This is a genomic window from Halonatronomonas betaini (assembly GCF_015666175.1).
GTDB lineage: Bacteria > Bacillota > Halanaerobiia > Halanaerobiales > Halarsenatibacteraceae > Halonatronomonas > Halonatronomonas betaini.
This window is the reverse complement of sequence record NZ_JADPIE010000004.1, coordinates 348,688-362,888: the sequence shown is the minus strand read 5'-3', so window position 1 is coordinate 362,888 and position 14,201 is coordinate 348,688. Positions and strand designations below refer to the sequence as shown.

The following is a 14,201-nucleotide window of genomic DNA, read 5'->3' as shown; positions in this document are numbered from 1 at the left end:
AACTATTAATATGTTATAATCATCTCGATTTAATGAAAGGATTGATTTAATGAAGTATTTATCTTTAAAAGAATTTTTGTTTGCAGCTTTATTTACAAGTTTAACAGTAATAGGAAGTTATTTAATTATACCTCTACCTATAAGCCCTGTACCAATAACTTTACAAACGTTTTTTGTTTTAATGTCAGGATTAATAGGCGGAAAATTTGTAGGGTTATTAAGTCAATTAATATACTTACTAATTGGATTTATAGGTATTCCAGTATTTGCTGGCGGTTTAGGTGGTATCGGAATTTTATTTTCACCAACTGGAGGTTTTTTAATTGCATTTCCAATCGCGGCCTTTATTTCTGGTATAAGTAAACAAACAACATCCACAAATTTACTCATACTGAAACTGATATCTGCTAAATTTATAATATATTTTTCTGGAGTTGTTTTCATGATTATAGGCTGGGATTTTAATATTATATCAGCCTTATCAGCAGGTGTATTACCTTTTATTCCAGGTGATGCTATTAAAGTAATATTATTACTTATAATCAATAAAAGATTAATAAATATCAATTATCTCTAAATGAAACTTCTATATTTGTAGCAGGGCTTGAAAGACTAATCATAATTCTGTTTTCAGCTTCATCATATTTTTCATTCTGAAAAATATTTTCTTCTATTTCAATAAAACCTTTTTCAATAAAATCTTGTTTATTAGTAATATTTCTTGTTTCAATTTGAATACCAATATTATCTGGAAATTCAAATTCAATATTAGAAGCCCCAGAGTTTATAATTGTTTCATTAGGAAAATCATTATAGCTAACATATATTTCACTTATTCCTGTGTTAATAATTAATTCTTCTATATCTAAATCTTTAAGTTCTAGATTATATCTTCCGATTCCTGATTCTATATTTATATTATGAATAGCTTCTTTATTAAGATTAAGCTTTGAATTATTTACCACATCAACTTGATCAAATTCAAAGCTTTGCATGTGACTAATATTTAATTGAGCTCTATTAGTTTCCAAGTCAAAATCAAAATCCAAATTAGGCTTTTCATTATGATAATTATATAAAAGCTTATATAAATAATTATCATTAGCTAGACTTCCTATATCTATTCTGCCTGAGTCTATTGATAAATACACATCAAAATAATGATGATTATCCAAATATTCATGTTCTGATTCAAAAGGCTCTGTACTAGGCCTCATATGAGTTCCACTATCTTGCCTAAAATTTTGAATATAAGAAGGCATATAATCACCTGGAACAAATAAAAGCACTAAAAGAACTATTATTAACAAGGGGCTTAGCCACCACAATTTTGTGCTTTTAAATAAAATATTTATTCCAATAATTATTAAAAAAACTGGCCAGTACCTAAACAACAAATTCCAAATATTATATCTTATAATATCAAGGGTATTTAAAAGGAATAAACCGCCAATAAAAATTAAAATAATTCCTAAGGTAATATCATTATTTTTTTTAGTCACTCCCAGAAACCCCTTTCACTAGAATTGAAATACCTAATACAATTAATATTATTGCCCAAAAATTCCTCCAGACTATTAAAGGAATTACTCTACTAAATATTATAAAGGCACCTATAATAATTAAAATTATACCTATAAATCTTTGATTAGTTCTATTAAAGCCTGATGATTCATTTTCATAATAACTCTCTTCATCAAATTTCTCATTGTATTGTTCACCATTATAATCATAGGGCCTTTCAGGAATAATTATCCAGCCGATAATATAAGCTAAAATTCCTGCTCCATTTAAAAAGAATGAAAAAACGAAAAAAAGCCTGATTATTAAAGGATCGATTTTAAAATAATCAGCTATACCTCCACAGACACCTGCTAATATTCTGTTTTGTCTGGACCTATATAACCTTTTTATCTCAGCCATTTATATCTCTCCTTTAAATACCATGATAATTATATTATATCTTAATATACTTATCATTTGCAATAAAAAGATAGATAAAAATAGCCAGCAGATATCTGCTGGCACTAATTTACCAAAGTTTTAATTCTTCAGCTTCCTCTCTAAGTTTATCCCTAAAATCAGGGTGAGCAATATTTATCATTGCTTTAACTCTTTTACTCATTGATTTACCTTTTAAATGAGCTATTCCATATTCTGTAACTATATAATCTATATCATTTCTTCCTAATGTTACTTTAGATCCAGCAGGTAATTGTGAAACCACAGTTGAAAGATCTCCACCCTTTGCAGTTGATCTTAAAGCAATTATACCCTTACCTCCTTCAGATCTTTGAGCGCCTCTATGGGTATCTGCCTGGCCTCCAGTTCCACTATATTGCTTATTACCTATAGCCTCGGAGCAGACCTGACCTGATAAATCAACTTGAAGTGCAGTATTAACACTAACCATTTTATAATTTTGACCAATTACAGAAGGATCATTAGTAACATTACCCTGTTGAAATTCAACTGCAATATTTTCATCTATAAAATCATAGAGTTTTTGTGTACCTAAAGCAAAAGTTGTAACCATCTTCCCTTTCCAGATAGATTTTTTACTACCTGTTATTGCCCCTGAATAAAATAAATCAACCATACCATCTGTAAACATTTCAGTGTGAATTCCTAAATTATTTTTATCAGTCAGATATTTAGTGATTGCATTTGGTATACCACCGATACCTAACTGTAATGTTGATCCATCCTCTATCATCTCTGCAATATATTGCCCAATTTTATTTTCTGTTTCTCCAGGCACAATATTTGGCAATTCTATTAAATCAGCTGTATTTTCAACTACATGATCTATATCTGAAATATGAACTTGGGTATCACCTAAAGTCCACGGCAGGTTTTCATTAATCTCTAAAACAACTAAATCTACTTCTTCTATCATCATCTTCTCATAAGTTACACCTAAAGACAATGAAAAATATCCTCTTTCATCCATCGGAGTTGCAGTTCCCCAGAATATATTTATATTATCATTTTCTAACTTTTTTTCGCCGGCTTCATGTAAATTATTTGGTATATAGCTAATATTACCATGATGATGATTTTTTCTATCAGATTGACCATAAAACCATGTTTCATTTTTTATATGCCCAATCATTTCTGGAGAATGAAATCCATAATCGCCCATCATCAAACAGGAAACAAGAGTTACATCATTTAGCTCATTTGCTTTTTTAGCAAGTTCCCCCAGTAAACCTTGAGGTTCTGAACCTGCCATTGCTACAGTAATTTTATCACCATCACTAACCATTTCAACTGCGTCACCTAAAGTTATTAAATTATTTTTATATTTTTTTTGAAATTGATTCATCTTATATCACCTCAAAATATTTATTTAGCCTAAAACCAGCCCTCCATCTACACTTAAGACATTTCCATTAACAAAGGAAGCTTCTTCTGATGCAAGATAAAGATAAGCATTGGCAATATCTTCAGTCTTACCAAGCCTTTTTAAAGGAGTCTTGTTCCTTATATCGTCTAGTATTTTATCAGGTACTGAATCTAACATCTCAGTTTCAACAAAACCAGGAGCTACAGCATTAACTCTTACCCCTTTAGGAGCAAGCTCCTTAGACCAGGTTTTTGTTAAACCTATAACTCCAAATTTACTGGCAGCGTAATTAGTTTGACCAACATTTCCATATAATCCAACAACTGAAGCTGTATTAATTATAACTCCTTCACCTTTATTCATCATTCTTTTTGCAGCTTCTTTACCACAATTAAAAACACCTTTTAAGTTAACATCAATAACTTTATCCCAGGCATCTTCATCCATTTTAACTAAAAATCCATCTGCTGTAGTACCTGCATTATTTATTAAAACATCTAACTGACCATATTTTTCATCTATCTTAGAAAATAAATTTTTAACTGAATTCTGATCCGAAACATCCACTCTTATAAATTCAATATTTAGATCAGAGGCAGTTTTTTCACCGTTTTCCTCATCATAATCTGCAATTATTACTTTTGCATCTTTAGCCTTAAAAACTTCTGCAGTTTGTTTACCTATTCCTCTAGCTCCACCAGTAATAACTACTATTTTATTTTTTACGTTCATTTTTCTACCCCCAGTAATATTTATTTAATACTTCCCCATTTAATAACATTTGCTGCCCAGGCATATCCTATACCAGCAGATATCATGGATATAACTGAACCAGATTTGATTTTGCCTGATTCAAGTCCCAATTTTAATGATAAAATTTGATCTATCTGGCCAATATGACCATAATCAGACAAATAAGTAGTCTGGTTTTTATCTAAATTTAATTGATCCAAAAGATATTCATGCATTGATGGTTTAAAATGTAATACAGCCAGGTAATCCATCTCTGATTTATTTCTACCTGATTTTTCAAATGCCTTATCAATACAGGTTAACCAATTACTCATTGAAACTTCATTTAGCCTTTCTTTCATATGATCAACATCAAATATTTCCAGTTTGAAAGCATCATCAATGTTTTTTTTTGTGACAGGGTTAGTTACACCACCAATTCTAACTCCTGCATCTCTAGCCAGTGATCCATCTGAAATCAAATGGCTACCTTCTACTATATTTCTTTCTGCATTTTTCTTTAATATTAGTGCCCCACCAGCAGCGCCTAGATTATACATCATTGATAGTTTGGGATCTTCATAATCAAGTAAATCAATATTTCTATAGCCACCTGCAATTAATACCGTATCATATTCTTTATTACCTAATAATAAATCTTTAGCCATCTGTAATGCTGCTACAGTAGTTCCACACCTTTGCTGAACATCAATAGCCCAGGCACTTTTGGCTCCAACCTGTTCCTGTATATAAATGCTGGAAGTCGTTAAGGGATACTCCTTCCATTCTTCACCTATTCCTAAGACAATATCAATGTCAGCAGGATCAATTTCTGCGCTCTTAATGGCATCTTTGGCTGCAGAAACACCCATAGCCTGAGTACCATCTTTTTCACCAGGAACTACCTTTTGATTAATACCTAATTTTTCTCTAATAGCCCACTCTTCCCAGTTACCATTAGTTTTTTTAGAAATTTCTTTTGCCGTCATTCTTTCAGAGGGCAAATAAATTCCGACACCTATTATTCCAACATGTTCTTGATCTTTTATCATAATATTATAAACCTCCTTAAGTTATAAAGAAAAAGGGCCCGGCAAACCGGGCCCTTGCCAGGAGTAGTCAATATTAAAATTCCATGAAGTCTGTTAATTGTTCAAAGAAATACTCTCCATCTTCCTCGACTACTTTACTAACTGCCATATGAGTTACTCCCTGTCTGACGCCAGGTTCAAATGAAATTTCAGCAGCCAAACCATCGGTAAACTCTAAATTATTCATAGACTCAATATAATTGTCCCAGGTTATATCTCCTTCTAGATTTCTTAAACCTGCTACAAATGTTTCACCAGCAACCCAGCCTGCCATTGTGTAAGCATTTATAACACTATCTGGATAATATTCTTCCATCGCATTATTAAGAGGAGCAAGCCCTTCTTCATCTACATCTAACCAGCCCATTACATGTAAATTATGAATTGCATTTGGAGCTGTCTCAGATGGTTCAATTGTAGCAAGGAAGCTAGCATCAGCATTTGAGTAAGTTGTTAACATAGGAACTTCTAAGCCAAAATCTTCTGCTGCTCTAACAATTAATGAAGCAGCCTGAGAAAGACTAAAAACTATTACCATATCAGGATCCTGAACCAAAACCCGCTGCATTTGAGCTGTAAAATCTGATTCATTTGGGTTATGAGAAATAACTGCATCTTCATTTAAATGTTCTTCCATACCCATTTCAGCTAAACCTTCTCTAATACCCTGAATACCATCACGACCTACATCATCGTTCTGATATAAAACAGCAATATTTTCTGCTTCAAAATGTTCTACTGCATACTTAGCCATTAGTTTACCCTCATAAACATAATTTGGCTGAACCGGGAAGAAATTCTCTCCAAGTTCTGTTAGTTCAGTCGCCCCTGAACCGAAATAGACAGAAGGAATCCCGGCATCTCTTACTAATTGAGCAGAAGAAATAACACCAGGCGTTCCTAACTGACCAACAATAGCAAAAACTTCTTCATCATAAATTAATTCCTCAACATGATCCCTTGCCTGAGCTGGATCGAACTCATCATCCCTTTGAATTAATTCAATCTCTCTACCTAAAACCCCGCCTTCATCATTAACTGTACTGAAATAAGCTCTCATACCTTCATAATAAGGCTGCCCTATAAAAGCTGCTGGGCCTGATGTAACACCTACTGAACCAATAGTAATTGTGTTATCATCAACACCCTGAGATGATGCCATAACTAGACCAGGTAATAATAATGCTGCCACCAAAGCCATAACTCCAATTTTACTTAACCTCTTTAACATTTTAACTCCTCCTTAAATTTAGTTAATATCTCTTATCTATATATTTTAATGCTTGCTGCCTAGATAAGCCTCTTTTACTTTTTCATCACTGGCTAAATCTTCTGCATTACCAGAATGAACAATCTCTCCTGTTTCTAATATATAAGCCCTATTAGCTATTTTTAAGGCCATATTAGCGTTCTGTTCCACTAATAAAATAGTTACTCCTTCAGAATTGATTTTCTTAATTATTTTAAATATATCCTTTACTATTAAAGGGGCAAGTCCCAGTGATGGTTCATCTAGCATTAGCAGTTCTGGTTCAGCCATCAAACCCCTTGCTATAGCAAGCATTTGTTGTTCACCACCTGAAAGAGTCCCACCTTGCTGCTCTTTTCTATCAGATAAAACAGGAAAATATTCAAATATATCATCAAGTTTATTTTGCCAGTTAGTTGACTTTCTAATTCTATAAGCACCAATTTTTAAGTTTTCTGCAACAGTTAATGTTGGAAATATCTGTCTCCCTTCAGGGATATGGATAATCCCATGATCTACAATCTTTTCAGGTTCCATACCAGTTATTTTATCATCCTTAAAATAAACATCGCCATCACGAGGTTCTAACAATCCTGAAATTACTTTCAATGTTGATGATTTTCCTGCTCCATTGGCCCCTAATAAAGAAACAATCTCTCCTTTTTCTACTTCCAGATTAATATTACTAAGAGCATTTATATTCCCATAATAAGCTGAAATATTATCTAATTTAAGCATTATAATTCATCGTCCCCTCCTAAATATGCCTCCTGAACTTCAGGACTTGCCTGGATCTCTTGTGGGGTTCCCTGCATAATAGATTTACCAAAGTTAATTGCAACTATTTCATCACAAATATCCATTACCAGACCCATATCATGTTCTACCAGAAATATAGTAAGATTATATTCATCTCTAATTTTCATAAGAAGTTCTGATAATTTATCTGTCTCTGAATCATTCATTCCAGCAGCTGGTTCATCTAATAATATAATTCTGGGTTCCGTCATCAAAACTCTGCCAAGTTCTAATAATTTTTGAACGCCATATGGTTGAGATTTTGCAAATTGATTGGCTAATTTTTTTAAGCCAAGAAAACCTAAAATATCCATGGCCTTTTCTTTTGCTTCATTTTCTTTATTTCTAAAACCAGGCAATCTAAAACCTTCTATTAAAAAATTAGTTTTAATATTAGTATGAGCTCCTACTAGCATATTATCTAAAACAGACATATTGCCAAACAACTCAACATTCTGAAATGTTCTGGCCAGACCAAAATTGGCTATTTGGTGAGATTTATAATTTAATAAGTTTATCTCATCATCTTGAGTTCTTAAAATTACTTCTCCTTCTTCGGGATCATAAAACCTTGTAATTGAATTAAAAACAGTTGTCTTTCCAGCACCATTCGGTCCAATCAATCCAAAAATGCTTCCCTTTTCAACTTGAAAACTTAAATCATCTACTGCAACTAATCCTCCGAACCTTTTAGTCATATTCTTAATTTCTAATATTTTCATAATTAATCATCCCCGCCTGGATCATCAAAATTAAGCATCTTATAATAAAATGGTTGAATAACTTTATAATCAAACCAATTATAAATTCCAATTGGCATAAATCTAATAACCAGTATCATTGCAAGTCCGGTTAAAATAAAATTTATATTTGTAATTCCTCCGATTACAGGCAAATCTTGAACTAATCTCGGTACTAATACTAGAAAACCTGCTCCAGTAATTGAACCACCAATTGATGCTAATCCACCTATTACAACCATGGCCAACATATCCAGCGAAAGTTCTGCCCCCCAGGTTGAGGGATGTACATATCTTTCTGCATAAGCATATAAAGAGCCTGCCAGCCCAACATAAAATGCACTTAATGCAAATGCAATTAACTTATATTTTAATAAACTAATTCCCATTGCCTGGGCAGCATGATTACTATCTCGCATAGCTGAAAGAGCTCTTCCTGTTTTAGATCTTATTAAGTTATACGTAAATAATACAACTAAAAATAAAATAAAGGTTGCTAGTAAAAGAAAATGTCTTGAATTATTAAAAGCAAAACCAAATATCTCAGGTCTACTAAGTCGGGCTCCTGAAAATCCATTTGTGAACCAGACCCATTCCCTGAAAACAAATTCAATAGTTACACCAATTCCAAGTGTTGCTATTGCTAAATATAATCTCTCTAGCCTTAAAGCTACTAGACCAAGAACAATTCCAAATATCATAGGTATTAAACCTGATAAAATTATTGTAGGCAAAAATCCTAAGCCAAAATTGTTACTTATAAATGCAGTTAAGTAAGCTCCAAAGCCCATAAAAGCAGCATGACCTAAAGAGATCTGACCTGCATAACCAAGTAAAATATTAAATCCTATTGCCACAATACTAAAATAAACTACTCTTATTAATAGATTAACTGTTCTACTTGCAAATAATCCTATTTGTAGATCTATAAAAACAATTATCATAAATATTATTGTTCCTAAAATATATTTAAAATAAGGATTATTATTGAATAATTTCATAATTGCCATACTTACACCTTCTTTTTTGGTATTTCACCAAAGAGACCATAGGGTTTAAAAATAAGAATTATAATTAAAAAGCCATATACAATTACTGTTTGCCAGTTAGTTGATATATAATAACCTACAAGGTTATCCAGGATCCCAATCATTAGTCCTCCTACAACTGGACCTACAAAAGATGTAAATCCCCCTAAAACCGCAGCAATAAAGGATTTAAGATGAACATCTGCCATCATTCCAGTATATACATTAGTTGCTGGTGCAATCATTAAACCTGCAATTGCTCCCATCATTGTAGCCATTATCCAGGTAAAAGCTGTCACTTTCTTTGTCGGAACTCCCATTAATTTTGCAACTTTATCATTTTGGGCGGTTGCCCGAATAGCCACTCCAAACATCGTAAACTTAATCATATAAAATAATACAAGCATGATTACAATAGCAAGTCCTATAACAAAAAACGAATGAGGTCTAATAATCATATTACCTACTCTTATATGACCAGAAATAGCTCTCCTCATATAATATGAGTCTGTACCAAAAATTGCTCCTGCTGATCCATTAACTATTAAGATGAGTCCTAAAGTAACTATCATTTTACCAAGTAAAGAGCTATCGCTTGTTGGTCTAATAAAAACTCTTTCAACAAGAAATCCAAATATTGCAGAAAAAATCAAAGCCCCAATAAAAGCTGCGACATAAGGATAAGGAAATCCGGCATTTGCACTATATACCCAGATAGTATACGTAACAAAGGTACTAAACATTGCCATCTCCCCCTGGGCAAAGTTAGTCACATCTGATACTCTATATATTAAAACAACACCTAAAGCAGCCAGGGCATATAAACTTCCAGTTTCAATACCACCAAAAACATTTTGTAAAAATATTTGCCAGTGCATAAAAAACCTCCTATCAATCATCTTTGATAACAGTATATATCATTTAAGTTTCAAACCAGTTACAAAATAGTTACTTAAATCAGGAAATTTTTCGTAACAGATTTGTAACTGAGTCTGTTATAATGTAAATAGAGGATATTAAATTAAAAAAGGGGGATTTCAATGAATAAAATTAAAGTTAAAACCGGTGAAGAAATTGCTTATAGAGAACGAGAAGGTTCTGGTGATAAGCTAGTACTAATCCATGGTAATATGACTTCTTCAAAACACTGGGATGTGTTAATGGATAGTTTACCAGAAAATTATCATTTGCTCGCCCCTGATATGAGAGGTTTTGGGAAATCAAGTTATAATAACCGCTTTGATTCACTTGAAGAATTAGCCCAGGATCTAATAAATTTATTAGATCAAAAAAATTTCAAAAACTATAATCTTATTGGCTGGTCAACTGGTGGCGGGGTAGCTATGGAAATAGCTGCAAAAAGACCTACTGAAGTTAATAAATTAATTCTACTTGAATCTGTTAGTACTAGAGGATATCCTATCTTAAAGAAAGATGAAGGTGGCCAACCAATCCCAGGTGAATTATTAGAAACTAAAGAAGAAATTGCTAGTGATCCAGTCCAGGTATTACCTGTTTTAAATGCTCAAAAAAATAACGATAAGGAAACAATGCGTCAGATCTGGAATTCTTTAATCTATACTGATAATCAACCAGAAGAAGAAAGATATGAAAAATACCTTGATGATATGATGACACAGAGAAATTTAATTGATGTAGATTATGCTCTAGCTCATTTTAATATAAGTGATCAACATAATGGTTTGCAATCTGGTAATAATAAGGCGGAAAAAATAACTGCTCCAACCTTAATCCTCCAGGGTGACCAGGATAAAGTTGTTCCAATGAGTATGGCTGAAGCTATCAAAGAAGATATCGGAAATAACGCAGAAATCCAAATACTTGAAAATTGTGGCCATTCCCCTTTAATAGATGATATTGATCAGCTAGTTGACGCTATTACAAAATTTTTGTAAAGTATAAAAGCTGCCGTGTTAAACGGCAGCTTATTTTATAAGCTCGTTATATATCTGTTGTATATTTTCACCTGGCTTAACTGATAATTCATCTGCTAAAACTCTTTCACATCTTTTATAGGTTTTTATTGCCATTGAACGTCGGTTTAATTTTAAATATGAACGCATTAAATAGTAATATGCTTTCTCCCAGGCGAGGTCTATCTGTAAAGCTTCATTGCAATAACTAATACATTCCTCATACTTTTCATTTTTATAATAATAGCTTATAACTTTATCCATTGTATTTAAATATAAATTTTTAAGCCGCTCCCTTTCATCAACAGCAAATAAATAATAATCTTCTTTCTCTAAGAAATCACCTCTATAAAGATCTTTAGCTTCCAGGTAATAATCTATTTCCTCATCTGTATTTACAGCATTCTGACCTTTAGACAGCAGGTTTTCAAACTCTTCAACATCATAAAAATAACCGGCTTCTGGGTTCAATCCATAATGTGTATTCCTGCGATTTATGAAAAATGGCTTTTGCCTTGGCTTTCTCTCTGGTTCCAGAGTATTTTTCAAGGAATTTAATACAACTTTAAAACTTTGCTCAGCACTTTCAAGATCAGATTCAGGCCATAATTTATCACAAATATAATCTCTTGAAAGCATATCCTGCCAATTGACAATAAATAATAAAAATAATTCTCGTGCTTTTTCTCTTTTCCACTCATCCTTGGTAATTTCTTCGTAACCTCTAAATAATTTTAATCTCCCTAGAGCTTTTATCTTTAAAGTATATCCTGGATGATGTTCAAGTTTTGCATAACCTAATTCTGCTAAAATAAGTCTTACATAGGCTGATTCCTTATCTGAATTCTTTAATGACAAAAGAACCGGGATTATAATATCAGGATCCCTGGAAGTAAACATTGTCGGCTTTTTCAAAAGATCTATAAAATCAAATTTTTCTACCAGTTCTATTAATTCCTTTGTTCTTGTTAATTTCTCCTCTTTAAAGCCTAATTCTTTATAAACTATTGCAAGCCAGTAATTAGAAATAATCTGGCCATAAATATCATAGAGGTCATAACTAAAATCCAGGGCCGATTGGAAGCTTTTTCTTGCTTCTTTAAATGAATCCTGTTTATACTGATTTATTCCTAGGGCAATATAAATTAGACTTCCAAGCCATTTATCTCCTGACTCAAGTGTAATATTAAGTGCATTTTCAGCCAGTTCTTCACCCTTACCTGGATTGCCATAAAAGGCTTCTAGAAGAGCTTTACCCATTAAGGGCTCACTCAACCCTCTCTTGACACCTATCTCTTCTATTAATTCTATTGATTTTTCATATGCCTCTCTTGCTTTATTTATCTTTCTTTCACCATTAAGTTGATAGGCATGGCCTAAACGCATCTGTACAACTGCAGATGTAAATGTTGATGGAAAATTATCGACTAGCTCTTTGCCTGACATAGCATTTTCTAAAGCAGGATCTTTTCTTCCTAGAAAAGAATTTATCAATGATAATAATAATACCGTTTCTCTATGGGATCTTGGAATCAAATTAGACTTATCTTTATTTGTCTCAAGCTGCCTTTCAAGGCCAGCTAGTGCTTCATTTAATCTACCAGTTCTCAATTTGACCCGGGCATTAAAATTGCTGTCATTTCTGGATGTTGCAGATACCTTTTCAGCCATTTCCCTATATTCTTCGGCCTTTTGATAATTTCCTTCATTAATTTTATTTTCAGCCATTAGATAAAGTAGATTTGCTTCCTGCCAGGGATTATCTTCGTCTTTTAATTCTAATGCTGCTTTTAAATACTTATCAGCTTCATTCGGTTGAACAGTATCAAGATAAATCATCGCCAATTTTTCTAAGACTCTAATTATATCCCTCTTATCTCCTTTTTCATTAAATAGCTTTTCTGCTTCATGATAGGAGTTTAAGGCGCCATTAAAATCACTCTTTAATCTATAAATATCCCCCTGATATAAATAAAGTTCAGGATTCTGATTTAAATACTTATCTGGTAAGGCATCTAATGACTGCTGGAGGGTTTTTATTCTCCCCTTTTCTAATAATTTGTCTGCTGATTCAAGAATTAATTCTGCAGATTTATCATATTTTTTAGCATTGAGACTATGAAATATTGCATGACCTATTAATCCTTTTGTTTCAGTAATTTCAGCAGCTTTTTCATGCAAGTCTTTAAGGTCATATTCTTTCTTAGCCTCCTCCTGTAAAAAATCCTGGAATAAGCTATGGTATCTATACTGTTTGCTTCCATATTTACTAATGAATATACTATTTTCTTCAAGCTCTTTTAAAAAGCTCTGTCGATAATTCCCGCTAATCATTTGATTAATTATATCTAAATCTAAAACCTGCAAGACTGAAGTTTTATATAAAAAGTCTAATTTCTCTTTTTTTAAATCTTCAAGGACTTCTTTAGTTAAATATTGAAATAAAAGTTTTGATGATGGTGTATCCAAATCAATTATTTTCTTAATTGACTGTCCAGTTTTAAGACTCCTACCAATAAGGTCAATTGCAATAATCCAGCCCTCTGACCTTTTATAGATCTGATTAATTTCATTTTTTTGTAAATCTAAATCATACTGGTTTTGTAAAAATTTATCGATCTCTGGTTTCTCAAGACTAAATTCTTCAGAATTTATAATATGAACCTGATTTTTTAATTGCCAGTTAATAAAGTCTGGTAATTTTATTCCTGTTCTTCCGGATAAAACAAGGTGAATATTTGGGGGCATATGCTTTATGAAATAATTTAACAAATTTATTATTTGATCATTACTTTCCAGGAGATGAATATCATCTAGAATATAATAAAACTCCTGATCAACACTGTCTAAAATTTCATTTATTAATATTTCCAGACTACTTTTTAAATTAAATTGCTGTTCAAGATTATTATCTAAAAAATTAAGCGCTGTTTTACCTACCTCCTGGTCAACATAATTAATTGCTGAAATAAAGTTTTGGATAAAAATACTGGGGTCCCTATCAAATTCATCAATACTATACCAGGCATAATTATCTTCTAAATGAAAGGTCCTAAAGTAATCGGCAAGCATTGTACTTTTGCCATAACCTGGGCCTGCTTTAATTACTGTTAAGGGAAATAATGATATCCTATCAAATTCTCTTTTTAAATTTGATTTTATCCAGGTTTCCCTTTGCAAATATGGAGGTATAAATCTTGTTTTTAAAATTGTATTAGACATTAATTTTCACCCTAATAATATATATTCTAGATATAATCTCTTATTCCCTCCAAATACA

13 protein-coding genes are annotated in these 14,201 nt (G+C 32.2%); 2 read left to right on the top strand and 11 right to left on the bottom strand.

From position 1 onward, the window contains the following. Window positions 1-49 precede the first annotated feature (49 nt). Window positions 50-577 carry a biotin transporter BioY gene (locus tag I0Q91_RS09220; RefSeq protein WP_270454206.1) on the top strand — a complete coding sequence of 176 codons (528 nt, stop codon included), beginning with the start codon at window positions 50-52 and terminating at the stop codon, window positions 575-577. Here the strand turns inward: I0Q91_RS09220 and I0Q91_RS09215 are convergent. From I0Q91_RS09215 to I0Q91_RS09170, 10 genes are all read right to left on the bottom strand, one after another. Next, window positions 564-1,502: a LiaI-LiaF-like domain-containing protein gene (locus I0Q91_RS09215; RefSeq protein WP_270454205.1), complete on the bottom strand. Its 939-nt coding sequence runs from the start codon at window positions 1,500-1,502 to the stop codon at window positions 564-566. The genes I0Q91_RS09220 and I0Q91_RS09215 overlap by 14 nt on opposite strands. Continuing rightward, window positions 1,495-1,923: a PspC domain-containing protein gene (locus tag I0Q91_RS09210; protein ID WP_270454204.1), complete on the bottom strand. Its 429-nt coding sequence runs from the start codon at window positions 1,921-1,923 to the stop codon at window positions 1,495-1,497. Before I0Q91_RS09210 ends, I0Q91_RS09215 begins: the two co-directional genes overlap by 8 nt. A 109-nt stretch (window positions 1,924-2,032) precedes the next feature. Then, window positions 2,033-3,328, bottom strand: coding sequence for an acetyl-CoA hydrolase/transferase family protein (locus tag I0Q91_RS09205; RefSeq protein ID WP_270454203.1), 1,296 nt, complete (start codon window positions 3,326-3,328; stop codon window positions 2,033-2,035). A 24-nt stretch (window positions 3,329-3,352) separates the two neighbouring features. Continuing rightward, on the bottom strand, window positions 3,353-4,081 hold the full coding sequence (locus I0Q91_RS09200) for an SDR family NAD(P)-dependent oxidoreductase (protein WP_270454202.1): 729 nt from the start codon (window positions 4,079-4,081) through the stop codon (window positions 3,353-3,355). Window positions 4,082-4,101: 20 nt separating this feature from the next. Beyond that, window positions 4,102-5,133: a 3-oxoacyl-ACP synthase gene (locus tag I0Q91_RS09195; RefSeq protein ID WP_270454201.1), complete on the bottom strand. Its 1,032-nt coding sequence runs from the start codon at window positions 5,131-5,133 to the stop codon at window positions 4,102-4,104. A gap of 73 nt (window positions 5,134-5,206) precedes the next feature. Continuing rightward, entirely contained in the window at window positions 5,207-6,403 is a 1,197-nt protein-coding gene (locus I0Q91_RS09190; protein ID WP_270454200.1) for an ABC transporter substrate-binding protein, read from the bottom strand. A 45-nt stretch (window positions 6,404-6,448) separates the two neighbouring features. After that, complete coding sequence (locus I0Q91_RS09185; protein ID WP_270454199.1) at window positions 6,449-7,159, bottom strand: ABC transporter ATP-binding protein; 711 nt, start codon at window positions 7,157-7,159, stop codon at window positions 6,449-6,451. Further along, window positions 7,159-7,941: an ABC transporter ATP-binding protein gene (locus tag I0Q91_RS09180; RefSeq protein ID WP_270454198.1), complete on the bottom strand. Its 783-nt coding sequence runs from the start codon at window positions 7,939-7,941 to the stop codon at window positions 7,159-7,161. Before I0Q91_RS09180 ends, I0Q91_RS09185 begins: the two co-directional genes overlap by 1 nt. 2 nt (window positions 7,942-7,943) lie before the next feature. Continuing rightward, window positions 7,944-8,969 (bottom strand): branched-chain amino acid ABC transporter permease, encoded by a 1,026-nt coding sequence (locus I0Q91_RS09175; RefSeq protein ID WP_270454197.1) that lies wholly within the window; start codon window positions 8,967-8,969, stop codon window positions 7,944-7,946. A 2-nt stretch (window positions 8,970-8,971) separates the two neighbouring features. Beyond that, window positions 8,972-9,865: a branched-chain amino acid ABC transporter permease gene (locus I0Q91_RS09170; RefSeq protein ID WP_270454196.1), complete on the bottom strand. Its 894-nt coding sequence runs from the start codon at window positions 9,863-9,865 to the stop codon at window positions 8,972-8,974. 162 nt (window positions 9,866-10,027) lie between these two features. Between I0Q91_RS09170 and phaZ the strand changes: the two genes are divergently transcribed. Beyond that, window positions 10,028-10,903: an intracellular short-chain-length polyhydroxyalkanoate depolymerase gene (phaZ, locus tag I0Q91_RS09165; RefSeq protein ID WP_270454195.1), complete on the top strand. Its 876-nt coding sequence runs from the start codon at window positions 10,028-10,030 to the stop codon at window positions 10,901-10,903. Window positions 10,904-10,933: 30 nt separating this feature from the next. Here the strand turns inward: phaZ and I0Q91_RS09160 are convergent, their stop codons facing one another. Further along, window positions 10,934-14,143 carry a BTAD domain-containing putative transcriptional regulator gene (locus I0Q91_RS09160; protein WP_270454194.1) on the bottom strand — a complete coding sequence of 1,070 codons (3,210 nt, stop codon included), beginning with the start codon at window positions 14,141-14,143 and terminating at the stop codon, window positions 10,934-10,936. Window positions 14,144-14,201 lie beyond the last annotated feature (58 nt).

Excerpts from the sequence above, each read along its gene's own strand:
- I0Q91_RS09220 (WP_270454206.1), top strand. The coding sequence starts at position 50 with ATGAAGTATTTATCTTTAAAAGAATTTTTGTTTGCAGCTTTATTTACA.
- I0Q91_RS09195 (WP_270454201.1), bottom strand. The coding sequence starts at position 5,133 with ATGATAAAAGATCAAGAACATGTTGGAATAATAGGTGTCGGAATTTAT.
- I0Q91_RS09205 (WP_270454203.1), bottom strand. The coding sequence starts at position 3,328 with ATGAATCAATTTCAAAAAAAATATAAAAATAATTTAATAACTTTAGGT.
- I0Q91_RS09190 (WP_270454200.1), bottom strand. The coding sequence starts at position 6,403 with ATGTTAAAGAGGTTAAGTAAAATTGGAGTTATGGCTTTGGTGGCAGCA.
- I0Q91_RS09210 (WP_270454204.1), bottom strand. The coding sequence starts at position 1,923 with ATGGCTGAGATAAAAAGGTTATATAGGTCCAGACAAAACAGAATATTA.
- I0Q91_RS09175 (WP_270454197.1), bottom strand. The coding sequence starts at position 8,969 with ATGGCAATTATGAAATTATTCAATAATAATCCTTATTTTAAATATATT.
- I0Q91_RS09200 (WP_270454202.1), bottom strand. The coding sequence starts at position 4,081 with ATGAACGTAAAAAATAAAATAGTAGTTATTACTGGTGGAGCTAGAGGA.
- I0Q91_RS09180 (WP_270454198.1), bottom strand. The coding sequence starts at position 7,941 with ATGAAAATATTAGAAATTAAGAATATGACTAAAAGGTTCGGAGGATTA.
- I0Q91_RS09170 (WP_270454196.1), bottom strand. The coding sequence starts at position 9,865 with ATGCACTGGCAAATATTTTTACAAAATGTTTTTGGTGGTATTGAAACT.
- I0Q91_RS09160 (WP_270454194.1), bottom strand. The coding sequence starts at position 14,143 with ATGTCTAATACAATTTTAAAAACAAGATTTATACCTCCATATTTGCAA.
- phaZ (WP_270454195.1), top strand. The coding sequence starts at position 10,028 with ATGAATAAAATTAAAGTTAAAACCGGTGAAGAAATTGCTTATAGAGAA.
- I0Q91_RS09185 (WP_270454199.1), bottom strand. The coding sequence starts at position 7,159 with ATGCTTAAATTAGATAATATTTCAGCTTATTATGGGAATATAAATGCT.